The sequence below is a fragment of the Aeromonas sp. 2MA4 genome (assembly GCF_029237305.1).
GTDB lineage: Bacteria > Pseudomonadota > Gammaproteobacteria > Enterobacterales > Aeromonadaceae > Aeromonas > Aeromonas salmonicida.
The window spans coordinates 237,262-260,184 of record NZ_JAACFY010000002.1 but is presented as its reverse complement, the minus strand read 5'-3'; the positions used below and the strand labels follow the sequence as shown (position 1 = coordinate 260,184).

The following is a 22,923-nucleotide window of genomic DNA, read 5'->3' as shown; positions in this document are numbered from 1 at the left end:
GTAGCAACAGGATCAGTATGTCAAAGCGCGATTTCTATGAAGTGCTCGGGGTATCGAAAGGTGCCGATGAGCGCGAGATCAAGAAGGCGTACAAGCGTCTGGCGATGAAGTTTCACCCGGACCGCAATCAGGGTGATGCCGCATCCGAAGAGAAGTTCAAAGAGGTCAAGGAAGCCTATGAGATCCTGACCGACGAGAATCTGCGGGCTCGCTATGACCAGTATGGTCATGCCGGCGTGGATCAGAGCCAGGGTGGCGGTGGCCACGGTGGCTTTGGCGGCGGTGCCGATTTCGGTGATGCGTTCGGCGATATCTTTGGCGACATCTTCGGTGGCCGCAGCGGCGGCGGTCGTCGTGGTCCGGCCCGGGGTTCAGACCTGCGCTACACCATGGAGCTGACCCTGGAAGAGGCGGTGCGCGGTGTCTCCAAAGAGATCAAGGTGCCGTCCCTGGTCCACTGCGAGGTCTGCAACGGCTCCGGTGCCCACACCGGCAGCACAGCCCAGACTTGCCCGACCTGCCACGGTGCCGGTCAGGTGCAGATGCGTCAGGGCTTCTTCGCGGTGCAGCAGGCCTGTCCGCACTGTCACGGTCGCGGCAAGATCATCAAGGATCCGTGCCGCAAGTGCCATGGCGAAGGTCGTTACCAGAAGACCAAGACGCTGTCGGTCAAGATCCCGGCGGGCGTCGATACCGGCGACCGTATCCGTCTCTCCGGCGAAGGGGAAGCGGGGGAAGCGGGCGCTCCGGCCGGGGATCTCTATGTACAGGTGCACGTCAAGGAGCACGAGATCTTTGTGCGTGACGGCAACAACCTCTACTGCGAAGTGCCCATCAGCTTCACCGCAGCCGCCCTGGGTGGCGAGATCGAAGTGCCGACCCTGGATGGCCGCGTCAAGCTCAAGGTCACTCCCGAGACCCAGACTGGCAAGATGTTCCGTATGCGGGGCAAGGGCGTCAAGTCAGTGCGCTCCGGCCAGGTGGGGGATCTGATGTGCAAGGTGGTGATAGAGACTCCGGTCAAGCTGACCGAGTCCCAGAAAGAGCTGTTGCGCCAGCTGGACGAGTCGTTCAGCGGTGCCGCCGCCAAGACCCACAAGCCGAGATCGGAAGGTTTCTTCGAAGGGGTGAAACGCTTCTTCGACGACCTGACCCGCTGATCTCAGCGCATCTCAGCAAAGCCGGCCTCTGTGCCGGCTTTCTTTTTGCCTGCCATTTGGCCCGTCTCTTCGTTATTGAGTGGATCCTGATGAGGGATCCACCTCACAACTCCCGCCAATTCATTCTGTACAAATGTTATCCCGCTCACAGAGTGGCTGAAACGGTTTAGCTGTCATCTTGAGTTAGCTAAAGGGGTTTAGCTATGCTCTCTTCGCCGATAAAAACAGAGCCCGACCGGGCAACACACGACAGGTGAGGAAGATGACCATGTTCAAGAGCAAATTGGCGTTGGCAGTGGCGCTGGGATTGGGGATGAGCAGCCCGCTATGGGCGGCGGAGGGCGGTATCGAAGCCAGGCTGGCGGCGCTGGAGGCGCGGGTACAGGCGGCCGAAGCAAGAGCCGAGGCAGCGGAGAGTCGTGCCAGTCAGGCTGAGATAAAGGCGAGTGCGGCCAGTGAGGAGGCCCAGGTCGCCAACACCCGCAGCCAGAAGGTGGATGAGAAGACGGCGGGGGCACAGGGCTTCGAGTTTCACGGCTATGCCCGCTCTGGCCTCCTGGTCAACGGCAATGGCAACGGTGGGCGGGGCGGTCCCTACATCACGCCGGCAGGATCTGTGGGGGGCGCAGTGGGCCGGCTTGGCAACGAAGACGACACCTACATGGAAGCGAATCTGCTCAAGACCCAGACGTTTGATGACGGCAGCTGGGCACGCTACAAGCTGATGCTGGCAGATGGCGTGGAGACCAGCAACGACTGGACCGCCAGCGACTCGAGCCTCAATACCCGCCAGGTGTTTGCCGAAATAGGCAATCTGGCGAGCTTCGATGGCGCTTTCAAGAATGCGGTGCTGTGGGCGGGCAAGCGCTTTGATCGGGACAACTTCGACATCCACTGGCTCGACTCGGACGTGGTCTTCCTGGCCGGTACCGGTGGCGGTGTCTATGACGTGCAACTTGCCGACAGCTGGAAGGCGAACTTCTCCCTCTATGGCCGCGACTATGGCGACATCAGTGCCAGCGGTCTGTCGGACATAGAGAGCTACATCCTCACCATGAACAACCGCTTCGGCAACTGGCAGTGGATGGTGAACGGCCTCTCGGCCAATGACAACGAACAGCGCATCAACGACGGTGGCAAGGGAAGCGAGGCGGCAGACAAGGGGGCCCACACCCTGGTGGCTTATCATGCCGACAGCTTCTTTGGTATCAACCCCGGCTTCTCCAAGGCGGCGATCCTCTACGGTCATGGTCTGGGTGCCGAGCTCAAGGGCTTGGGTTCCGACAGCGAACTGCTGCCCGATGCCGATGCAGTGCGGGTCGCCGTGTTCGGTGCTACCGACCTCAACCCGCGCTGGCGTTTCGCACCGGCCCTGCTGGCAGAGCAGAGCCAGGATCGTTACGTGAAAGGGGATGAATACCAGTGGCTGACCCTCAATACCCGGGTGGCCCAGGTGCTGAGCCAGAATGTCGAGCTGGTCTATGAGGCGGCATGGCAGTACATGGATCTGGATCCCAAGGGCTACAAGGGTCGTCAGGCGGTGAACGGCAATTTCACCAAGCTCACCTTTGCCCCCACCTTCAAGGCACAGACCGCCGGCTTCTTCGAGCGTCCGGAGCTGCGGGTGTTCGCCACCTGGATGGATTGGTCATCGGAGCTCGACAGCTACGCCAGCGACGATGCCATGGGCCAGAGCAACTTCACCGCCGGTGGCGAGTGGAACTTTGGCGTGCAGATGGAAACCTGGTTCTAGTTCGTTATCCCGATCACAAAAATGGCAGCCGGTGCCAGGATCTGTTGGTTGGCTAAATCGGTTTAGCTGATAATGAAAGCCAAGAGAGATGAGGGCCCGGCCCTGTCAATGAATCCTGTGCAGCAGTGGAGTAGCAAGGTGACGAATCGTGTGTGGGTAATGGGGGATGCGGTGGTGGACTTGATCCCGGAAGGGGAGCAGCACTACCTCAAGTGCCCCGGTGGCGCACCCGCCAATGTGGCGGTCGGGGTGGCGCGACTCGGCGGCGAGTCAGCCTTTATCGGCCGGGTCGGCGCCGATCCCTTCGGTCGCTTTATGGCCGATACCCTGGCAAGGGAAGGGGTGGATACCGCTTGTCTGCGGGCGGATCCCGCTCATCGAACCTCCACAGTGCTGGTGGAGCTCGATGAAGAGGGGGAGCGCAGCTTCACCTTCATGGTGCGCCCCAGTGCGGATCAGTTCCTCACTCCGACGGACTTGCCCGGCTTCCAGGCCAGCCAGTGGTTGCTGACCTGCTCCATCGCCCTTGCCAACGAACCGGTGCGCGGCAGTTGCCTGCAGGCCATGGCCACCATCAAGGACGCGGGGGGACGGGTCTGTTTCGACCCCAACCTGAGGCCCGAGGTGTGGGGCAACCCCGCCGAGATGCTGCCAGTGGTGCGCCAGACCATAGCGCTGGCGGATGTGGTCAAGCTCTCGGTGGAGGAGCTGCAACTGCTGAGTGGCGAGGATGAGCTGGCCGCGGGGCTTGCCACCATATCAGGCCCGGCGCTGGTGCTGGTGACCCGGGGGGCGGCCGGTGTGGTGGCCCGCCTCGATGGCGAGTTGCTGGAGTGGGTGGGGCAGAAAGTGACGCCCATCGACACCACGGGGGCGGGGGATGCCTTCGTCGCCGGTCTGCTGGCGGCGCTGGCCGGGCGCTCGTCGCTGCCGACGCTGGCCGAGCTGCCCGCCATCCTGGCTCAGGCTCACGGCTGCGGGGCGCTCGCCACCACCGCCAAGGGGGCCATGACGGCACTGCCGACCCGCACAGAACTGGATGCCTTTTTGCGATCAGCCTCAAGCGGCTGTTGAGCTGCGGCTAGAACCGCAGCTCAACAGACCTTACTCTCATGTGACAAGGGCCTGCCAGCGTGGCGGGTCATAAGAGGAATAATATGAATATCAGTGCGATAGCCAAGGATTTGGTGCCCCTGCTCGGGGGCAAGGAGAATATCGTCAGCGCTGCCCACTGCGCCACTCGGCTGCGGCTGGTGCTGGCCGATGACAGCAAGGTGAACAAGGCTGCCATCGACAAGCTGGAGGGGGTCAAGGGGTGCTTCAGCAACGCGGGCCAGATCCAGGTGATCTTCGGCACCGGTCTGGTCAACAAGGTCTATGCGGAGTTTGTGGCTATTACCGGGACAGGGATGGCCAGCAAGGCGGAGCTGACCGACATCGCCAGTGCCAAGCTCAACGTGGCCCAGCGGCTGGCGCGGACGCTCTCCAACATCTTCGTGCCCATCATTCCGGCCATCGTTGCGTCCGGTCTGCTGATGGGGCTGCTCGGCATGGTGCGCACCTATGGCTGGGTCAATGCCGACAGCGCCCTCTTCGTCATGCTCGACATGTTCAGCTCGGCGGCCTTTATCATATTGCCCATTCTGATCGGGTTCACGGCGGCGCGTGAGTTTGGCGGCAACCCCTATCTGGGGGCCACCATGGGGGGGATCCTCACCCACCCGGCCCTGACCAACGCCTGGGGTGTGGCCGGTGGCTTCAAGACCATGGACTTCTTCGGTCTCGATGTCGCCATGATCGGCTATCAGGGCACCGTCTTCCCTGTGCTGCTGGCGGTCTGGTTCATGTCCCATCTGGAGAAGCAGCTGCGCAAGCGCATTCCGGACGCACTGGATCTGATCCTCACGCCGTTTCTCACCGTCATCATCACCGGCTTCGTGGCCCTGCTGTTTATCGGTCCGGCCGGACGGGTGCTGGGAGATGGCATCTCCTTCGGCCTGAGCGCCCTTTATGAGCAGGCAGGCTGGCTGGCAGGGCTGGTGTTTGGCGGGACTTATTCGCTTATCGTCATCACCGGTATCCATCACAGCTTCCACGCCATAGAGGCGGGGCTGCTGGCCAATCCTGCCATAGGCGTCAACTTCCTGCTGCCCATCTGGGCCATGGCCAACGTGGCGCAGGGCGGTGCCTGTCTGGCGGTCTACTTCAAGACCCGGGATCCGAAAATCAAGGCCATTACAGTGCCGGCGGCCATGTCCTGCCTGCTCGGCATCACGGAAGCGGCGATCTTCGGGGTCAACCTGCGCTACATCAAGCCTTTCCTGGCCGGCCTGCTGGGCGGTGCCCTGGGTGGCGCCTACGTGGTGGCGGCCAAGGTGGGGATGACGGCGGTGGGCCTGACCGGTATTCCGGGCATGGCCATCGTCCAGCCCATGAATCTGATCCACTATGTCATCGGCCTGGTCATCGCCTTTGGCGCCGCCTTCGCTGCCTCCTGGCTGCTCAAGTACAAGGTGGAGTGATGAAGGAAGTCGATTTTTTCCAACAGATAGTCCGGTCTTTGCTGACCGGACAGCTCAAGGCGGCGGCCGATCCCCATAGGCCCCGCTGGCATCTGGCAGCCCCGGTGGGGCTGCTCAATGACCCCAACGGCTTTATCGAGCACGGCGGCCGGTATCACCTTTTTTACCAGTGGAACCCGCTGGGCTGCACGCACAGCAACAAGGGGTGGGGGCACGTCAGCTCCAGCGATCTCCTGCACTGGCAGCACGAGCCCATCGCCTTGCTGCCCACCGAGGCGTATGAGAGCCACGGCTGTTATTCGGGTTCGGCGGTGAGCGACGAGCAGGGGCGCCTCACCCTCATCTACACAGGCAATGTCAAATACCCGGATGGCAGCCGCACCGCTTATCAGTGTCTGGCCCGCGCCGACGGTGAGGGTGGTTTTGCCAAGCTGGGACCAGTGCTCGATTTACCTGAGGACTACAGCGGCCATGTGCGCGACCCCAAGGTGTGGCACGACGGCCAGCAGTGGCTGATGGTGCTGGGAGCCTGCACCCTGGACGACAAGGGGGAGGTGCTGCTCTATCGTGGCGAGAGCCTGCAAAGTTGGCAGCTGCTCGGCCCCATCGCCGGCAGCGGGCGAGGCGGTCTGGGGGAGTTCGGCTATATGTGGGAGTGCCCGGATCTCTTCCCGCTGGCTGATCGCCATGTGCTGATAAGTTGCCCGCAGGGGATTGCCCCGCAAGGGGAGGATTATCGCAACCTCTACCAGTGTGGCTGGCTGGCGGGGCAGTTCGATGGCGAGCATTTCGAGCACGGGGCTTTTCACGAGCTGGACCGCGGCTTCGAATTCTATGCGCCGCAGACCACGCAAGATAGCCTGGGCCGTCGCCTGCTGTTTGGCTGGCTGGGGCTGCCGGAGGAGAACGAGATGAGCCAGCCGACCATTCCCTACGGCTGGATCCACCAGATGAGCTGTCCACGGGAGCTGTTCTGGCAGCATGAGTGGCTCTGCCAGCGGCCGGTGGCTGAACTTGCCGCCCTCAAGGGGGAGCTGACCCGTTTCGAGGGGGTCGTCAGCGAGTTTCCGGGGATGACCATCGACTCGGCCTGGCTGGATCTGACGCTGACCGGCGCGGGCAGTCTCTGGCTCGGCACAGTGGCCGAGCTGGTGTGGCAGAAAGGGCGCATTGGATTGCGTCGCCAGAACTGGCAGAGCGGGGAGTGGGAAGAGAGGTCAGCTCCCTGGCTGGGTGGCCCGCTGACACTCTTGTGCGATCGGTCCAGCCTCGAGTGTTTCGTGGATGATGGGCGTCAGACGCTGTCAGCCCGTTACTTCCCCGGTGAAAAGCCGCAACTATCGGCAGGGGATGCGGGCGAGGGCGGCAAAATTTGCCTCAATCACTGGCCGCTGTCGGCGTGCCTAGTACAATAGCCCGGTTCTAGTCAGCCGGGAGGCCAGGTGGAGAAGAAGAAACGGATCACGATTGCCCAGATAGCCGAATTGGCAGGGGTGTCCAAGGCGACCGCCAGTCTGGTGCTCAACGGCAAGAGTGCGGAGTACCGGATTGCCGACCAGACCCGCAAGCGGATCCAGGCGGTGGCGGACGAGTGCCACTACCAGCCGAGCTTTCATGCCCGTGCCCTGCGCGAGACCCGCAGTTACACCTGGGGGCTGGTGATCCCCGATCTCACCAACTTCGGTTTTGCCAGTATCGCCCGGGCCCTCGAGGCCCTCTGTCGCGAGGCCGGGATCCAGCTGCTGATCGCCTGCTCCGAAGATGATCCCACTCTGGAGCAGAAGGTGGTGGACAACCTCATCAGTCGTCAGGTGGATGGCATTATCGTCGCCTCCAGCGGCCACAGCGATGACACCTATGCCCGTATTCACGACCGCCTGCCCGTGGTGCAGCTGGATCGCCACATCGGCGAGTCGCGCCTGCCCATGGTGATCTCCGACGCCTGCAAGGCCACCGCCGAGCTGGTGCGGGACATGGCTGGCGAGTGCGGGGCGGAGATCTACTACTTCGGCGGCCTGCTGGATCTCTCCCCCAGTCGCCACCGGCTGGCGGGTTATGAGCTGGGTCTGCATAGAGCCGGTCTTGAGGCCCAGCCAGCCCGGGTGCGCCATCGGGACTATCAGCCCAGCTCCGGCTATCAGCTGATGGCCGAGCTGGTCGCCGAGCTGGGGGCGCCCCCCAGGGGGCTCTTTACCGCTTCCTTTACCCTGCTGGAAGGGGTGCTGCGCTACCTCAACGAGGCGGGGTTGATGGAGACGGGGATGCGCCTGTGTACCTTCGATGATCACGACCTGCTCGACTGCATTCCCATGCGCATCGACTCTGTGGCGCAAGATTGTCCGGCGCTGGCCCGCGCCGCCTTCGAGCTGATGCAGCAGCTGATTGCAGGGAATGTTCCCGGCCAGACCGCCCAGGTCATAGCCCCCAGAGTGCGCTGGCGCAGTCGCCGCTAGTCGCGTTCCCATCAAAAAGCCCCGCCAATGTTGGCGGGGCTTTTTGTTTATCGGGAGAGGACGCAAAGATATTCCCCGTGCGTTCAATCCGTGGTGCTGGCGCGCCAGAACACCTGCTTGATATGGGGATGAATGGCCAGCTTGACCATAAGGGCATCCAGCTCGTCGCCGTCGATGGAGGTGGCCAGCAACACGGCCGATATCTCCAGATCCCGCTCGCCGAACGGTGCTATGTCCAGCTCGCTCAAGGGGTAGTTGGCCTGCTCCATCATCTCTTCCAGCCAGTGCAACACCTCCTTCTGATACTCGCGCTGGGCGAGAGCCGTGACCCTGTAGGTCACCTCGGTATCGGTATTGTCCACCGGGCGGCGGTTGATCTGGTTGACCAGGGGGCGCAGCAGGGTGTTGGCGGCCAGCACGAACAGGGCACCGAGCACCGCCTCCATGGCGAGCCCGGCCCCACTGGCTGCCCCCACGGCGGCTACGCCCCACAGGGTAGCTGCCGTGTTGATGCCGCGGATATTGCCCGACTCGCGCATGATGACACCGGCGCCGAGAAAACCGATGCCGGAGACGATATAAGCCACCACATGGACCACGTTGTAGTTGCCACCGTGCAGGTCATAGATGCGCTGGGCCAGGCTGACGAACAGGGCGGCCCCCACGGCGACCAACACGTTGGTGCGCAGGCCGGCGGTGCGTTGGCGGTACTGACGCTCCAGCCCGACCAGGCTGCCCAGCACGAAGGCCAGCAGCAGGCTGGCCAGGGTGTCGAGCAGGGAAATCATGTCAATTTGCTGCCACATTCTCATGGCGTACTCCTTCTGATAACTGATGGCCTTCGGGATGCATGATGGCGTGCCAATGGGCACTCCTGATGAATCGCAAGGCTGCATGCGGTAAAGACCACCATGGAAAATGAAAACGGACGTCCGGGTCGCACAGACCCGGATATTCAGGCGCTCAATGAAAGGCGACGGGCGAGGTGCCGGGTCAATGGAGAGGGGCCAGCATGGCTGGCCCCGGATTCACCTGATAGCTGTCAGTTGAGCACTGGCTCGGCATCACGCCGGGGGCGCAGCTCCCAGCGTACCGGGTGGGCTACCCCGACCTGATGCACGAACTGCACCAGATACCGGCGCTGGGGCGGGGTGCAGTGCAGGTTGAGCACCAGCTCCCGACCACCACTGCGCCCAGGTCTCAGGGATTGCATGGGATGCAGCCCGGCCGGTTGCAGTGTGTGGCTCACCATGTCGAGTACCTGCTCCATGTCGGCGCGATCCTGGCAGCGGATCTGCAACCGGTAGTGGTGCTGACTCGGCTTGCCACGCAGCCAGAGTGGCAGCAGACCACGGCCCAGCTTGCTCAGCAGGGGGTGAACCTGGGTGGACCCAGATTTGGTTGAAATAAAACGCATAGCAGCCTCCTTGTGGGAAGCAGAAACTATGCAGGCAAGGTGTCCAGGCCTGGGCTTGGGTCACCTGACGTCAAGTGTAAAAACAGAGAAGAGGGGAGTGGATTTCCGCTTCTCGCAGGGTTGCGAGAACGCGGCAGAGGAAGACCTGCGGCTATCTCGCGACCTGGGTGCCGACTATGAGGGTCGGCCTACAACTGTCACTTGATGAATTGCCCACTGATGGTCTCCGCTGTTGATGAACGGCCAGATGGTACTCATCCAGAGCGATGAGGTAAAGCCCTATCCTCCTTCAGCAACATTTAGATACAAGTTTGTCAATAATGTGAGCCAGTTGGCTACATCAGCGACAACCGAGCCTGCGCAGTACCATGGCGGCAGGGCAGAAACCGGTGAAAGCGCTCTGGATCAGGTTGACCCCGACAAAAACACTCAGCCAGAAAAAGCCCGGATGAACCCATTGGGTCAACGCCAGTGACAACAACAGCATGCTTCCCGCCACGATTCTCACTCCGTTATCAACAGTCATATCTTGTTCCTTGGTTGTTTATCCGGCTGCTTGCGAAGGTTTAAAATTAGAAGTTGCTAATTTAGGTTTTATTTATAGAATAAAACCAAATATAAGCAACTACTAATTTATGCCTATGGCCCCTTTCGATGAGATGACCCGCCACGCAAGCGAGGCGGCTGTCCTGCTCAAGGCGCTGGCCCATCCAGAGCGATTGATGGTGCTCTGTCAGCTGATTGATGGGGAGAAGGGGGTCGGCGCGTTGCTGGCCCACAGCAAGTTGGGGCAGTCAGCCTTTTCCCAGCAACTGGCGGTGCTCAGGCGTAGCGGCCTGATCCGATCGCGCAAGGTTGCCCAGCAGATCTACTACTCGCTGGCAAACGAGGCGGCGGCGGATGTGCTGGCCGTGTTGCAAACCCATTTTTGTCACTCCCAAGAGGATGAGGTGTCTTGATGTTTGAAACCCAATGGTTGCTTGCCCTGTCCGGGGGCATGCTGGTGGGGCTCTCCGCCCTGATGTTGATGCTGTTCAATGGTCGTGTGGCCGGGATCAGCGGCATTCTGGCGGGAGCCTTGCAGCACAGGCATGCCTGGCGCTGGCTGTTTTTGTTGGGACTCGGGGCGGGCGCCTGGTTGGCGTTCAGCCTGGGCTGGGCCCGGATGCCGAGCTTCAGCGCTCTGCCGACCTGGCCACTGGTCGCGCTGGCGGGTCTGCTGGTGGGTATGGGTACCCGTCTTGGCAATGGCTGCACCAGTGGTCACGGTATCTGCGGCATGGGGCGGCTCTCGGTGCGCTCCCTCTTTGCCACCCTCACCTTTATGGCGGCCGGTTTCATGACGGTGTTTGTCACCCTGCATCTGTTGTAACGAGGTAATGAGATGAAACTTTTTATCAGTCTGCTCGCAGGTCTCTTGTTCGGGCTCGGTCTGGCCATCTCCGGCATGGTGGATCCGGCCCGGGTCATCGGTTTTCTCGACCTGGCGGGGGCCTGGGATCCCAGCCTGGCCTTCGTGATGGGGGGCGCCTTGCTGGTGTTCATGCCGGGCTACCAACTGTTGGTCAAACCGAGCAGCCGCAGCCTGCTCGATGAGCCATACCAGTTCGGCCAGCTCCGGCAAGTGGATCGCCGGCTCATCGCAGGATCGGCCCTGTTTGGTATCGGCTGGGGGCTGGTTGGCATCTGCCCGGGGCCAGCCTTGAGTCTCATTTCCAGCGGTCAGCCCATGATATTGTTGTTTGTGGCAAGCATGGTGGCCGGGATCTTGCTGGTTGATAAGGGATTGAATCGGGTATGGGTGAAGGTGCGGCCATCTCCCATCGCCTGATCCTGTGGCGTAAACCGCTGGCGTACTGAACCGCAGCACCAAAGAGGGAGGTTATCATGAAGCATTTCCGGTTGCCGGGGGCCACCTTGCTGGTCATGACATCCACCCTGGCGCTAGCCGCAGAAGGGAAGAGCGTGGCCCCGCTGACGGTTGCGCCACAGCCGGTGACCGACTGGCTCACCCTGGATGGCACCGTCAGTGCCATCAATCAGGGGACGGTGGCGGCCCAGACCGGTGGTCGGGTCTCCCGCATGTTGGTGGATGTGAACGATCAGGTGCAAGCGGGGCAACCGCTGCTGGAGATCAGCGGCAAGGAGCAGTTTGCCGCCGTCACCGGGGCCGAGGCGCGGTTGGCCCGGGCGCAGGCCCAGCAGGTGGAGGCCGAGCGCCAGCTCGCCCGCTTTCAGGCGCTGATTGCCAAGGGGGTGATCACCCGTGCCCAGCTCGACAATGCCGAGGCCTCAGATCGCGCCGCCCGCGCCGAGGTCAATGCGGCCGAGGCGACCCTCACCCAGGCCCGCGAGGCTTACGGTTATACCCGCATTCTGGCCCCCTACGCCGGTGTGGTGACCAAACGGCTGGTGGAGCTGGGGGAGACGGTGGCCCCCGGTACGCCGCTGCTGTCGGGCTTCTCCCTCGACACCTTGCGGGTGGAGGTGGATCTGCCCCAATCCGCCCTGACGCTTGCTCGTGAGCCTGCGGATGTGCAGGTGCTGCTGCCCGATGGCAAGAGGGTCACCCCAGTCAAATTGACCCGCTTCAACTATGCCGACAGCCAGAGCCACGCCTTCAGGTTGCGCCTCGACTTGCCGCCGCAAACCGCCGGGGTATTGCCCGGCATGTGGCTCAAGGTGCAGCTCAAGCAGGGTGAGCGTCAGGTGTTGCAGGTGCCGGAGCCCGCCCTGCTGCGGCAAGGAGAGTTCAACGGCGTCTATCTGCAGCAGCCTGCTGGTTGGTCCCTGACGCCGGTGCGGGTCGGTCACTGCATGGAGGGGCAGTGCGAGATCCTGGCCGGGCTGCAAGCCGGTGACAAGCTGGCCCCGGATGCCTGGGCGCAACAGCAGGAGCTGGACCATGAGTAGCGAGCTGAACGGCAACAAGGAGAGGCTGGGGCCTGCGGGTCGGCTGGCGGCGCTGTTTCAGGGCTCGGCTATTACCCCTCTGCTGGCGCTGGTGGGGCTGCTGCTCGGCCTGTTTGCGGTGCTGGTGACCCCCAAGGAGGAGGAGCCGCAGATCAATGTCACCTTCGCCGATGTCTATATCCCCTTCCCGGGAGCCAGCCCGGCGCAGGTGGAATCCCTCGTCACCACCCCTGCCGAGCAGGTGGTCTCCCAGATAAAGGGGATAGATACCCTCTACTCCTTCTCCCAACCCGATGGCGCCCTGCTGGTGGTGGTGTTCAAGGTGGGGGTGAGCCGCGAGCAGGCCATCGTCGATCTCAACAACCAGCTCGACTCCAACCGCGACTGGTTGCCACAGGGGATCGGAGTCGGTCGGCCGCTGGTGAAACCCCGGGGGATCGATGATGTCCCCATCGTCAGTTTGACCTTATGGAGCAAAGAGGGGAGCAAGCAACTGGGTGCACCCGAGCTGACTCGGGTCGCCCATGAGCTGGAGACCGAGCTCAAGCGCATTCCCGGTACCCGCGATATCTACACGCTGGGCAGCCAGAGCGCCGTGCTGCGGGTGATGCCGGATCCGTCGGCCCTGAGCGCCCACGGCATCAGCTGGGGTGAGCTGAGTCAGCGACTTGCGGCCGCCAATCAGGTAGGAACGACACAGGCTATCGAGCAGGACAACAGTGAGATCAAGGTACAGGTGGGGCAGTTCCTGCAAAGCGAGCAGGATGCTCGAGAACTGGTGGTGGGGCTGCTGGGCGGCAAGCCGGTCTATTTGGGGGAGGTGGCCAAGGTCTCTCTGGGTCAGGAGACCCCGACCAGGAGCAGCTGGATGGGGATGGGGCAGGCCAGTTATCCGGCGGTGACCCTGGCCATTGGCAAGCAGCCGGGTCAGAACGCGGTCGATGTGGCCAAACGGGTGGAGGCGCGGGTCGAGAGTTTGCAGAACCGGCTTATCCCTGCCGGGGTCGAGGTGACGGTGACCCGTGACTACGGCGTTACCGCCGAGACCAAATCCAACACCCTCATCGGCAAGCTGATTTTTGCCACCACGGCGGTGGTGCTGCTGGTGCTGGTGAGCATGGGCTGGCGCGAGGCGCTGGTAGTGGGGGTGGCCATCGTCATCACCCTGGCGCTGACCCTGTTTGCCAGCTGGGCATGGGGCTTTACCCTCAACCGGGTGTCGCTGTTTGCGCTGATCTTCTCCATCGGCATTCTGGTGGATGACGCCATAGTCGTGGTGGAGAACATCCATCGCCATCGCGGTTTGGGCAAGGGGTCGCTCAAGGAGCTTATTCCGGGGGCGGTGGACGAGGTGGGGGGGCCGACCATACTGGCGACCCTGACCGTTATCGCCGCCCTGCTGCCGATGGCCTTTGTCAGCGGCCTGATGGGTCCCTACATGAGCCCCATCCCCATCAATGCCAGCATGGGGATGCTGATCTCCTTGCTGGTGGCCTTTATCTTCTCCCCCTGGCTGGCGAGCCATTTGCTCAAGGGGGAGGTGCACTGTGTCCACGGCGAAGCCAAGGCTGGTCTCTTTCACCGGCTGATGACCCCTTTCCTGATCGGTGACGGCGCCAAGCGCGCCAGACGCAAACTCTGGCTGGTCATTCTGCTGCTGGTCGGGGCGGCTACCGCCATGCCGGTGGTGCAGTGGGTGGTGCTCAAGATGCTCCCCTTTGACAACAAGTCGGAATTCCAGCTGGTGCTCGACATGCCGGAGGGGGCGACGCTGGAGCAGACCGAGCGCACCCTGCTGGCGGTCGGGCGGGAGCTTGCCAAGGTGCCGGAGGTGAAGGATTACCAGATCTACGCCGGTACCGCGGCCCCCATCAACTTCAATGGCCTGGTGCGCCACTACTTTATCCGCAGCGGCGCCAACGTGGGGGATATTCAAGTCAATCTGGTGGACAAGCATGAGCGGGATCGCAGCAGTCACCAGATTGCCCAGTCGGTTCGGGAACCGTTGCAGGCCATCGCCAGCGCAGTGGGAGGCAACCTCAAGGTGGTGGAGGTACCGCCCGGCCCGCCGGTCTGGTCACCCATAGTCGCAGAAGTGTATGGCCCGACACCGGCCGCCCGCGAAGCGGCGGCCCGCGCCGTACAGGCCCGCTTTGTGGCCACGGCGGATCTGGTGGATGTCGACATCTATCTGACCGACCCGCAGCCCAAGTGGCGGCTGGTGGTGGATCGCAGCAAGGCGGCACTGCTCGGGGTCGATCTCGGAGATCTAGTGGCGACCCTCAACGGCGGCGTGGGCTACCAGGATGCCAGCTGGTTTCATGGTCAGCGCGCCAAGTACCCGGTGCCGATCCGTATCGAGCTGGCCCCCGGTGACAAGCGGGATCTGGCGGGCGTGCTGGCCCTCAAGGTGCGCAGCCAGAGCGGCCAGCTCATCCGGGTATCCGAGCTGGTGAGTCGCCGTGATGAGGTAGCCCCCAGCTATATCATGCACAAGAACATGCAGCCCATGGTGATGGTGGTCGCCGACATGGGCGGTCATACCGACAGCCCGCTCTACGGCATGTTTGCCGCCGGTGCCGACATCGACCTGCCCCAATATTACGTGCAGCAGCCTGATAAATTTGGGGAGGTGGCCCTGTTGTGGGACGGGGAGTGGAAGATTACCTACGAGACCTTCCGCGACATGGGGATTGCCTATGGGGTGGGGATGATCCTCATCTACCTGCTGGTGGTGGCCCAGTTCCGCTCCTATCTGGTGCCGCTTATCATCATGGCTCCCATTCCACTCACCCTCATCGGGGTGATGCCGGGCCACGCCCTGCTGGGGGCCCAGTTTACCGCTACCTCGATGATCGGGATGATAGCGCTGGCCGGGATCATAGTGCGCAACAGCATACTGCTGGTGGACTTTATCGAGCAGCAGCGAAGAGCTGGGGTGGCGTTCGAGCAGGCGGTGATCGAAGCGGCCCAGGTGCGGGCCAAACCCATCATGCTGACTGCGCTGGCGGCGATGATCGGGGCCCTGTTCATCCTCGATGATCCCATCTTCAACGGACTAGCCATCAGTCTGATTTTCGGGATCCTGGTCTCCACCCTGCTCACCCTGGTGGTGATACCGCTGCTCTACTACAGCTTGATGGCACCGCGTGTTTGACGGGAGCAGGGCGCGGCCAGTGCTGGCGTGAGACAGCAAGGTTCAGTGTTTCACCAGACCGGGCGGGGGAGAGGCGAGGGGGCCATCGGGCGAGAGGAGGGCCTCTTCCTGCATGCTGGCCTTCAGCAGCGGGAAATAGCGTCTGTCCTGCTTGACCATGTGACCCAGCACCAGATCCTGCAGAACAAAATCCAGTAGTGCAAGATTGGTGAGCTCGCCAGTGCGGGCCGCCTGATAGAGGCTGTCGGCCTGACGGAGCAGCTTTTGATGCTCCTGATGGTGAGTGCCCAGCTCTGCGTACTCCAGCTTGGCCAAAATGGCCTCTTCATTGTTGAAGTGGCGGGTGGCCAGGGCCAGCAGGGCCTCGAAGTTTTGATGAAACTGGTCGGTATCCTCTTCCATGGTCAGCACGCCGTTGAGCAACTGGTTGGCCAGGGCAAACAGCTGGCGATGGTCATCATCGATCTGCGGGTGGCCGCAGTCGTGGCTCTGTTTCCAGCCCAGCTGCATCTGGTTGGCTGCCTCTCGCGTGATCCCGCCCGCCATCTGGGGCGTGAACAGCTGGATGCGGTTTCGCCCCGCCTCCTTGGCCTGATACATGGCCTGATCGCCGTGATTCATCAACTGCTTCTGGGTGGTGCCGTGCTGCGGATAGAGGGCCACACCGATGCAGCTGGAGATATGGAAATGGAGCGCATCCGTCATGGCAAAGGTCTGGTTGAGACTCTGGTGGATGGCCTCGGCGATGGCGATGGCCCCCGCCTCTCCCGTTATCTCGGGCAGCAGCACCATGAATTCATCCCCGCCGATCCGGGCGACCGTGTCCCCCTCCCGCACACAGTGCAGCATGCGCTTGGCGACGGTGGCCAGCAGCCAGTCGCCTGCCTCGTGCCCATGCTGATCGTTGACCGGCTTGAAGTGGTCGAGATCGATGAACAGCAGGGCCAGCGGCTTTCCGTCCGCCTGTTGCAGTGAGTGTTGCAGCCTGTCTTGTAGCAGACGACGGTTGGGCAGGTGAGTGAGGGGATCATAAAAAGCGAGCTGGCGCATCATCTCCTCGCTGGCTTTGCGATCGCTGATGTCCCGGGTTACGCCGAGCACAGAGACGGGGTTGCCATCCTTGTCGGCATGCAGCGTGGTCACCACTTCTGTGTGGATGAGGCGCCCATCCTTGTGAGGCTGATCCACCAGGGTGACTCGCTTGGTATTGATGTGATCCCCCGCTGCCCATGTTGCCAGCGACTCCTTCATCTGGCGGGCGATGCGGTCGGCAGATTCAGCCGTCATCAGCTCCTCGCCCGTCTGGGCCAGCACCTCCTCGACGGTGAAACCACGCAGGTGCTGTACCGACGGGCTCAGGTAGGTGAAGCGACCACTCTGGATATCCATGGTCCAGATGACGTCGGCACTGTTCTCCGTGATGAAACGGAAGTGGCGCTCATTGTCGGCTATCTCCTGGCTTAGCTGATGGCGTGCCTTGCTCTCTTCCCGCAGACGGCGGTTGAGACGAAGGAAGATCATAAGCAATATCAATAGGAAGGCGGTGACCAGCAGGCCGATGGCGATGCCCTGATAGATCATCAACTGCTGTTGATGCGCTCTCTCTTCCTGCTGGCTGTAGAGGAAACTATCCAGATCCGGCATGGCAGTGAGCAGGCCGAGGTCCATATAGGTTTGCGCTATGTGTTGCCAGCGGCCGGGATACATGTAGCCCATCTCCACCAGATCGGCGCGGATCAGCGGCTGCATCTGCTTGGCTTCAAACAGCAGCTTGTTGCGGTCCAGGGCCGGATTATTGGTCGCCGGATATTGGGTGAGGATCCAGGCCACCACCTCTTCCGGATGCAGCATGGCGTAACGCCACCCCTTGAGGCTGGCTTCGCGAAAGGCTCTGACTCTTGCCCCGTGGTCGCGCAATTCACGCTCGGAGGTAAACAGGTTGTCACCGTAGAAGTCGATGCCTGCGCTGCGGGGAGTAAAGGTCTGATAGGGCACACCGCTTTGCTGCAATGTGTAGGTTTCATCCGTGTTGTAGGCGCTCATGGCGTCCACTTCGCCCCGAATTAGCGCATCAGCACTCAGGGTATGGGGCTGGCGATGGAGCAGCCCAAGTGCAACCCCTTCGTGTTGCAGATAGGCGATCAGCTCTTCGGAGTGATATTCCAGCATCAGACGGCGGCCAACGAGATCATGCACGTTGTCGATATCGGCACGGGCCAGCAGCACCAGAGGGGAGTGTTGAAACGGGGTAGCCAGGACCACGACAGGTTGGCCGCGCTGGCGATCCAGCAGCAAGTCACTGCTGCCGACTCCATAATGGGCGCGCCCCGAGACAACTTCGTCGACCACATCCGTGCCCGGGCCGGCCTCTCTGAGCCTGACATCGAGCCCTGCCTCCCGGTAATAGCCCTGGGCGATGGCCGCATAGTAGCCGGCAAACTGGAACTGATGATGCCACTTCAACTGTAAAACAATCGGATCCTGTGCCGCGACTCTGGCCGGAAGACAGGCCAGTATGATCAGCAGCAACGGCATGAGCAAAGGGCCAATATGCCGGCCCGAGCAATGGAAAAATGCAGGGGGTGAGCTCAAGTAAGGCCGCCTGGTGATGTATCTATGGCTAGCGTCGGGCAATTTCTCTCATGCTGCAAGTGTCAATCCCTCGGTCAGGGGGGGATTTTTGCACGGTTGTGACCGTATCGGTGCTTTTGGCGTCATTCTTGTCAATTTTTGATGGTCTATGGCCACAACCTGGCCTGGTTGAAGACTGCAGGTGAGAAAGAAAGTGGTAATATCGGCCCGCTATTGACTCGATAAAGGCCTGCCCATGACTGCTCTGCGTCTGCTAGTTTCCGACTCTCACGATCCCCTGTTCAACCTGGCGGTGGAGGAGTGCATCTTCCGGCAGATGGACCCGAACCAGCGGGTACTGTTTCTGTGGCGCAACGCCAATACAGTGGTGATTGGCCGTGCCCAGAACCCGTGGAAGGAGTGCAACACCCGCCGCATGGAAGAGGATGGCGTGACTCTGGCCAGGCGCAGCAGCGGAGGTGGCGCCGTGTTTCACGACCTTGGCAACAGCTGCTTCACCTTCATGGCGGGCAAGCCGGGCTATGACAAGAGCATCTCCACCGCCATAGTGCTCGATGCGCTCAAGCTGCTCGGGGTGAGTGCCTTTGCTTCCGGGCGCAACGACCTGCTGGTGGCCACCCAGGACGGGGATCGCAAGGTGTCTGGCTCGGCCTATCGGGAGACCCATGATCGCGGTTTCCATCACGGTACCCTGCTGCTCGATGCAGACTTGAGCCGCCTCGCCAATTACCTCAATCCCGACCCCAAGAAGCTGGCCGCCAAGGGGATCAGCTCGGTACGCAGTCGGGTAGCCAACCTGTGCGAGCTGCTGCCCGGGATCGAACATCAGCAGGTGAGTCATGCGCTCATTGAGGCCTTCTTCGCCCACTACGGTGCGCGCGTCTCCCCCGAGCATATCTCCCCGATCCAACTGCCGGACTTGCCCGGCTTTGCCGACACTTTCGCCCGCCAGCGCAGCTGGGAGTGGAATTTTGGTCATGCGCCTGCGTTCACCCATCAGCTGGACGAGCGTTTCGACTGGGGCGGGGTGGAGCTGCATTTCGATGTGGAGAAGGGGGTCATAGGTCGGGCGCAGATCTTCAGCGACAGCCTGGATCCGGCACCTCTGGATGCATTGGCCCAGCGGCTGGTGGGCGTGACCTATCGCAGCGACGCCATCGCCTCGCTGCTCGGGCAACTGAAGACCGATTTCCCGGCTCGGCAAGCCGAGCTGGATGCGCTTGCTGGCTGGTTGCAGGCGGCACTGCGCTGACCGCATTGTCCAGGCTGCACGCTCACTGGCGAGGTGCCCAAACGAACCTCAAGATAAACGGCGGGATGGAGAGTCCCGCCGTTTATCTTGTCCGTCAATTCACTGTTTTTGCAGCTGGGTGACTGTCAGCTTGCCAGCCGGGTTCTCGGCGTGAAAGCGCACGGCATCTCCCACCTTGAGCCCCTTGAGTTGCGCCGGATCGGCCAGCAGGAACACCATTGTCATGGGGGGCATCTTGAGGTTGTCGATGGCCTCGTGCTTGATGCCCACCTTGCCATTGGCCTCGTCGATACGGCTGATGATCCCCTTGGTCATCATGCTCTCTCCCGTCGCCTGCATATCCATTCCCTCCATCTGGGACATATCGTGCCCCTCGTGGCTCATGGTCATCTCGGCCCGGGCCTGGAGAGAGGCAAGGCCGAGCAGCAATGTCAGGGTCAGCGTCTTATAGTTCATGGTCTTTTCCTTGTGATTGATTCAAACACTTCGTTGATTGCAAAAGGGTTAGTCGGCTTGTTGGTCTGCCTGCTTGCCAAGGCTGCGGCTGCGCCACAGGTAGTAGGCAGCGGGCAGCACCAGCAGGGTCAGTACCAGGGCGCTCACCATGCCGCCGATCATCGGCGCGGCGATGCGCTGCATCACTTCAGAACCAGTGCCCTGGCTCCACATGATGGGCAGCAGGCCTGCGATGATGGTCACTACCGTCATCATCTTGGGGCGCAGGCGCAGGGCGGCGCCGTGGATCACGGCTTGATGCAGGCCCGCCTTGTCCGGTTTGCCCAGGGCCACCAGGTCATCCCAGGCGTGGTTGAGGTAGATCAGCATCAGCACGCCTGTCTCCACCGCGACGCCTGCCAGGGCGATAAAGCCCACCCCCACCGCCACCGAGAGGTTGAAATCCAGCAGCCAGAGGGTCCAGATCCCGCCCACCACGGCGAGCGGCAGTGTGGTGAGGATCAGCAACACCTCCTGCATGCGGCGAAACGCCAGATAGAGCAGCAGCACGATAATGGCGATGGTTAACGGCACCACGTAGGCTAGGCGCGCCTTGGCCCGTTCCATGTATTCATACTGACCCGACCAGGTGAGGGCGTAGCCCGCCGGCAGCACCAGCTGCTTGGCCACCTCGGCCTTGGCCTCATCGACAAAGGTGCCAATATCGCGGCCGCGAATGTCGACGTAGACCCAGCCATTGAGTCGCGCATTTTCACTGCGCAGCATGGGCGCCTCGTCGCTGATGTAGACCCGGGCCACGTCCGCCAGCGCGATGCGCGCACCGTTCGGGGTGACCAGCGGCAGCAGCTCCAGACTGGCCACCGAGTCGCGATAGCTCTGGGGATAGCGCAGGTTGATGGGGTAGCGCTCGCGCCCCTCTATGGTCTGGCCCACCTCCATGCCGCCCACCGCGGTGGCGAGCACCGCCTGCACGTCGGCGATATTGAGGCCGTAGCGGGCCGCTTTGAGCCGGTCGATATCCACCTTGACGTAGCGGCCGCCCGCTACCCGCTCGGCGTAGACCGAGGCTGCCCCCTCCACCTTGCCGACTACTTGCTCAAGCTTTTGGCCGAGCTGCTGGATCACCTTGAGGTCCGGCCCCGCAATCTTGATGCCGACCGGGGTCTTGATACCGGTCGCGAGCATGTCGATACGGGTCTTGATGGGGGGCACCCAGGCGTTGGTGAGTCCGGGGAAACGGATGAGGGAGTCGAGCTCTTCTTTCAGCTTCTCCGGCGTCATGCCGGGGCGCCACTGATCGCGGGGTTTGAGCTGTATGCTGGTCTCCATCATCACCAGATCGGCTGGGTCTGTGGCCGAATCGGCACGCCCCGCCTTGCCGAATACGTTCTGCACCTCGGGCACGGTGCGAATGAGCTTGTCGGTTTGCTGCAAAATTTCCCGCGCCTTGCCCACCGAGATGTTGGCCGCCGTGGTGGGCATGTACATTATGTCCCCCTCGTCGAGCGGCGGTATGAACTCGGAGCCCAGATACTGGAGTGGCCAGAAGCCCGCCACCGTCACCAGCAGTGCGGCGGCCAGCGTGGTCTTGGGGCGCGCCAGTACGGCCTTCAGCAGCGGTATATAGGCCTGGCTCAAGCCACGGTTGAGAGGATTGGCCTGCTCGGCCAGCACCTTGCCGCGAATAAAATAGCCCATCATGACTGGCACTAGGGTGATGGCGAGCGCCGCGGCGGCCGCCATGGCGTAGGTCTTGGTGTAGGCGAGCGGATGGAACATCCGCCCCTCCTGCGCCTCCAGCGCAAACACCGGCAAAAAGCTCATTGTGATGATGAGCAGGGAGAAGAAGATGGCGGGCCCCACCTCGATGCTCGCCTCCGTGATGATATGCCAGCGGTTCTTGTCGGTGAGTGCCTCCCGCTCCATATGTTTGTGGACGTTCTCAATCATCACGATGGCGCCATCCACCATGGCGCCGATGGCGATGGCAATGCCCCCCAGCGACATGATGTTGGCGTTGATCCCCTGCAGGTGCATCACGATAAAGGCCGCCAGAATGGCGATGGGCAGGGTGATGACCACCACCAGCGACGAGCGCAGATGGAACAGGAAGGCCAGACAGACCAGCACCACCACGGCGAACTCCTCCAGCAGCTTGCCGGAGAGGTTGTCGATGGCACGCTGGATAAGATCGGATCTGTCGTAGACGGTGACGACTTCGACCCCCTGTGGCAGGCTGCTTTTCAGCTCCGCCAGCCGCGCCTTGACCCCGTCGATGGTGTGCTGGGCATTCTCGCCATAGCGCATCACAATGATGCCACCCACCACTTCCCCCTCGCCGTTGAGCTCGGCAATGCCGCGCCGCATCTGGGGGCCGGTGACCACATCTGCCACATCCCCCAGCAGCAGCGCGGCGCCGCGCACAGTGGTGCCGAGCGGGATCTGCTTGAGGTCTTCCACGCTCTTCAGATAGCCATTGGAGCGCACCATGTACTCAGCTTCCGCCATCTCGATGACGGAGGCGCCTGTCTCCTGGTTGCCCTGTTTGATGGCGGTCTCGATAAGGGAGAGCGGAATGCCGTAGGCACGCAGCTTGTCGGGGTCGACCCGAACCTGATACTGGCGCACCATGCCGCCGACGGTGGCCACTTCGGAGACGCCATTGACGGTTTGCAGCTCGTACTTGAGGAACCAGTTCTGCAGCGAGGTAAGCTCGCTGAGATCATGTTTGCCGGTTCTGTCCACCAGGGCGTACTGATAGACCCAGCCTACCCCGGTGGCATCGGGGCCGAGCTGGGGGCGGGCGGAGGCCGGCAGGTTGGGGGCAACTTGACTCAAATACTCCAGCACCCGGGCGCGGGCCCAGTAGAGGTCGGTGTCGTCGTCAAACAGTACATAGACGAAGGAGTCGCCGAAGAAGGAGTAGCCGCGCACCGTGGTCGCCCCCGGCACCGCCAGCATGGCGGTGGTGAGCGGGTAGGTGACCTGATCCTCCACCACCTGGGGTGCCTGGCCCGGATAGGCCGTCTTGATGATCACCTGCACGTCGGAGAGATCCGGCAGGGCGTCCACCGGGGTCTGTTTGACCGACCAGAGCCCCCAGGCGGTGAGCATGACGGTCAACAGCAGCACCAGAAAGCGGTTGCCCACGGACCAGCGAATAATGGAAGGGATCATGATATGGCTCCTTTCTCAAAGGGTGCAGAGAGCGGAGTTCGGTTGCCTGCCAAGCAGAAAATGATGGACGG

The 22,923-nt window shown here is 62.1% G+C and carries 18 protein-coding genes; 12 read left to right on the top strand and 6 right to left on the bottom strand.

Annotation, left to right across the window (positions count from 1 at the left end):
* Positions 1-17 precede the first annotated feature (17 nt).
* From dnaJ to GWQ31_RS03705, 6 genes are all read left to right on the top strand, one after another.
* On the top strand, positions 18-1,160 hold the full coding sequence (gene dnaJ / locus GWQ31_RS03730; RefSeq protein ID WP_021138057.1) for a molecular chaperone DnaJ: 1,143 nt from the start codon (positions 18-20) through the stop codon (positions 1,158-1,160).
* A 262-nt stretch (positions 1,161-1,422) separates the two neighbouring features.
* The gene (locus GWQ31_RS03725) at positions 1,423-2,913 is read left to right on the top strand and encodes a carbohydrate porin (RefSeq protein WP_087756173.1); all 1,491 of its coding nucleotides are present in this window, start codon (positions 1,423-1,425) and stop codon (positions 2,911-2,913) included.
* A 117-nt stretch (positions 2,914-3,030) separates the two neighbouring features.
* Entirely contained in the window at positions 3,031-3,987 is a 957-nt protein-coding gene (locus tag GWQ31_RS03720; protein WP_275908658.1) for an aminoimidazole riboside kinase, read from the top strand.
* Positions 3,988-4,070: 83 nt separating this feature from the next.
* Positions 4,071-5,435: a sucrose-specific PTS transporter subunit IIBC gene (locus GWQ31_RS03715; protein WP_265432414.1), complete on the top strand. Its 1,365-nt coding sequence runs from the start codon at positions 4,071-4,073 to the stop codon at positions 5,433-5,435.
* Positions 5,435-6,850, top strand: a complete 1,416-nt coding sequence (locus GWQ31_RS03710; protein WP_275908657.1) for a sucrose-6-phosphate hydrolase — start codon at positions 5,435-5,437, stop codon at positions 6,848-6,850. The genes GWQ31_RS03715 and GWQ31_RS03710 overlap by 1 nt, the downstream gene beginning before the upstream one ends.
* A 27-nt stretch (positions 6,851-6,877) precedes the next feature.
* Positions 6,878-7,888, top strand: a complete 1,011-nt coding sequence (locus GWQ31_RS03705; protein ID WP_265421276.1) for a LacI family DNA-binding transcriptional regulator — start codon at positions 6,878-6,880, stop codon at positions 7,886-7,888.
* Positions 7,889-7,971: 83 nt separating this feature from the next.
* Here the strand turns inward: GWQ31_RS03705 and GWQ31_RS03700 are convergent, their stop codons facing one another.
* The 3 genes from GWQ31_RS03700 to GWQ31_RS03690 all read right to left on the bottom strand — a co-directional run bounded on the left by GWQ31_RS03700 (position 7,972) and on the right by GWQ31_RS03690 (position 9,831).
* A complete protein-coding gene (locus tag GWQ31_RS03700; RefSeq protein WP_034523310.1) occupies positions 7,972-8,700 on the bottom strand; it encodes an MgtC/SapB family protein in 729 nt (242 codons plus the stop codon).
* Positions 8,701-8,930: 230 nt separating this feature from the next.
* Positions 8,931-9,305, bottom strand: a complete 375-nt coding sequence (locus GWQ31_RS03695) for a hypothetical protein (RefSeq protein ID WP_265453262.1) — start codon at positions 9,303-9,305, stop codon at positions 8,931-8,933.
* A gap of 340 nt (positions 9,306-9,645) precedes the next feature.
* Positions 9,646-9,831 (bottom strand): DUF2892 domain-containing protein, encoded by a 186-nt coding sequence (locus tag GWQ31_RS03690; protein ID WP_021138049.1) that lies wholly within the window; start codon positions 9,829-9,831, stop codon positions 9,646-9,648.
* 115 nt (positions 9,832-9,946) lie between these two features.
* On the opposite strand from GWQ31_RS03690, the gene GWQ31_RS03685 reads away from it, so the two are divergent.
* From GWQ31_RS03685 to GWQ31_RS03665, 5 genes are read left to right on the top strand one after another with little or no spacing between them, the layout of a single operon-like run.
* Complete coding sequence (locus GWQ31_RS03685; protein ID WP_275908702.1) at positions 9,947-10,264, top strand: metalloregulator ArsR/SmtB family transcription factor; 318 nt, start codon at positions 9,947-9,949, stop codon at positions 10,262-10,264.
* The gene (locus tag GWQ31_RS03680; protein ID WP_021138047.1) at positions 10,264-10,677 is read left to right on the top strand and encodes a YeeE/YedE thiosulfate transporter family protein; all 414 of its coding nucleotides are present in this window, start codon (positions 10,264-10,266) and stop codon (positions 10,675-10,677) included. Before GWQ31_RS03685 ends, GWQ31_RS03680 begins: the two co-directional genes overlap by 1 nt.
* 12 nt (positions 10,678-10,689) lie before the next feature.
* Complete coding sequence (locus GWQ31_RS03675) at positions 10,690-11,136, top strand: YeeE/YedE family protein (protein ID WP_021138046.1); 447 nt, start codon at positions 10,690-10,692, stop codon at positions 11,134-11,136.
* Positions 11,137-11,192: 56 nt separating this feature from the next.
* Positions 11,193-12,218, top strand: a complete 1,026-nt coding sequence (locus tag GWQ31_RS03670; RefSeq protein ID WP_275908656.1) for an efflux RND transporter periplasmic adaptor subunit — start codon at positions 11,193-11,195, stop codon at positions 12,216-12,218.
* Positions 12,211-15,375, top strand: coding sequence for an efflux RND transporter permease subunit (locus GWQ31_RS03665; RefSeq protein WP_275908655.1), 3,165 nt, complete (start codon positions 12,211-12,213; stop codon positions 15,373-15,375). Before GWQ31_RS03670 ends, GWQ31_RS03665 begins: the two co-directional genes overlap by 8 nt.
* Positions 15,376-15,417: 42 nt before the next feature.
* On the opposite strand, the gene GWQ31_RS03660 is transcribed toward GWQ31_RS03665, so the two are convergent.
* Positions 15,418-17,910, bottom strand: coding sequence for a diguanylate cyclase (locus GWQ31_RS03660; protein ID WP_275908654.1), 2,493 nt, complete (start codon positions 17,908-17,910; stop codon positions 15,418-15,420).
* 292 nt (positions 17,911-18,202) lie between these two features.
* On the opposite strand from GWQ31_RS03660, the gene GWQ31_RS03655 reads away from it, so the two are divergent.
* Positions 18,203-19,219 carry a lipoate--protein ligase A gene (locus GWQ31_RS03655; RefSeq protein ID WP_275908653.1) on the top strand — a complete coding sequence of 339 codons (1,017 nt, stop codon included), beginning with the start codon at positions 18,203-18,205 and terminating at the stop codon, positions 19,217-19,219.
* 99 nt (positions 19,220-19,318) lie between these two features.
* On the opposite strand, the gene GWQ31_RS03650 is transcribed toward GWQ31_RS03655, so the two are convergent.
* Both GWQ31_RS03650 and GWQ31_RS03645 read right to left on the bottom strand, forming a co-directional pair.
* Positions 19,319-19,675 carry a copper-binding protein gene (locus GWQ31_RS03650; RefSeq protein WP_275908652.1) on the bottom strand — a complete coding sequence of 119 codons (357 nt, stop codon included), beginning with the start codon at positions 19,673-19,675 and terminating at the stop codon, positions 19,319-19,321.
* Between the two features lie 48 nt (positions 19,676-19,723).
* The gene (locus GWQ31_RS03645) at positions 19,724-22,852 is read right to left on the bottom strand and encodes an efflux RND transporter permease subunit (protein WP_275908651.1); all 3,129 of its coding nucleotides are present in this window, start codon (positions 22,850-22,852) and stop codon (positions 19,724-19,726) included.
* Positions 22,853-22,923: the final 71 nt, after the last annotated feature.

Bases quoted from the DNA above. Each gene is read 5' to 3' on its own strand.
- dnaJ (WP_021138057.1), top strand. From the start codon at position 18: ATGTCAAAGCGCGATTTCTATGAAGTGCTCGGGGTATCGAAAGGTGCC.
- GWQ31_RS03725 (WP_087756173.1), top strand. From the start codon at position 1,423: ATGACCATGTTCAAGAGCAAATTGGCGTTGGCAGTGGCGCTGGGATTG.
- GWQ31_RS03715 (WP_265432414.1), top strand. From the start codon at position 4,071: ATGAATATCAGTGCGATAGCCAAGGATTTGGTGCCCCTGCTCGGGGGC.
- GWQ31_RS03710 (WP_275908657.1), top strand. From the start codon at position 5,435: ATGAAGGAAGTCGATTTTTTCCAACAGATAGTCCGGTCTTTGCTGACC.
- GWQ31_RS03700 (WP_034523310.1), bottom strand. From the start codon at position 8,700: ATGAGAATGTGGCAGCAAATTGACATGATTTCCCTGCTCGACACCCTG.
- GWQ31_RS03695 (WP_265453262.1), bottom strand. From the start codon at position 9,305: ATGCGTTTTATTTCAACCAAATCTGGGTCCACCCAGGTTCACCCCCTG.
- GWQ31_RS03690 (WP_021138049.1), bottom strand. From the start codon at position 9,831: ATGACTGTTGATAACGGAGTGAGAATCGTGGCGGGAAGCATGCTGTTG.
- GWQ31_RS03685 (WP_275908702.1), top strand. From the start codon at position 9,947: ATGGCCCCTTTCGATGAGATGACCCGCCACGCAAGCGAGGCGGCTGTC.
- GWQ31_RS03680 (WP_021138047.1), top strand. From the start codon at position 10,264: ATGTTTGAAACCCAATGGTTGCTTGCCCTGTCCGGGGGCATGCTGGTG.
- GWQ31_RS03675 (WP_021138046.1), top strand. From the start codon at position 10,690: ATGAAACTTTTTATCAGTCTGCTCGCAGGTCTCTTGTTCGGGCTCGGT.
- GWQ31_RS03670 (WP_275908656.1), top strand. From the start codon at position 11,193: ATGAAGCATTTCCGGTTGCCGGGGGCCACCTTGCTGGTCATGACATCC.
- GWQ31_RS03665 (WP_275908655.1), top strand. From the start codon at position 12,211: ATGAGTAGCGAGCTGAACGGCAACAAGGAGAGGCTGGGGCCTGCGGGT.
- GWQ31_RS03660 (WP_275908654.1), bottom strand. From the start codon at position 17,910: ATGCCGTTGCTGCTGATCATACTGGCCTGTCTTCCGGCCAGAGTCGCG.
- GWQ31_RS03655 (WP_275908653.1), top strand. From the start codon at position 18,203: ATGACTGCTCTGCGTCTGCTAGTTTCCGACTCTCACGATCCCCTGTTC.
- GWQ31_RS03650 (WP_275908652.1), bottom strand. From the start codon at position 19,675: ATGAACTATAAGACGCTGACCCTGACATTGCTGCTCGGCCTTGCCTCT.
- GWQ31_RS03645 (WP_275908651.1), bottom strand. From the start codon at position 22,852: ATGATCCCTTCCATTATTCGCTGGTCCGTGGGCAACCGCTTTCTGGTG.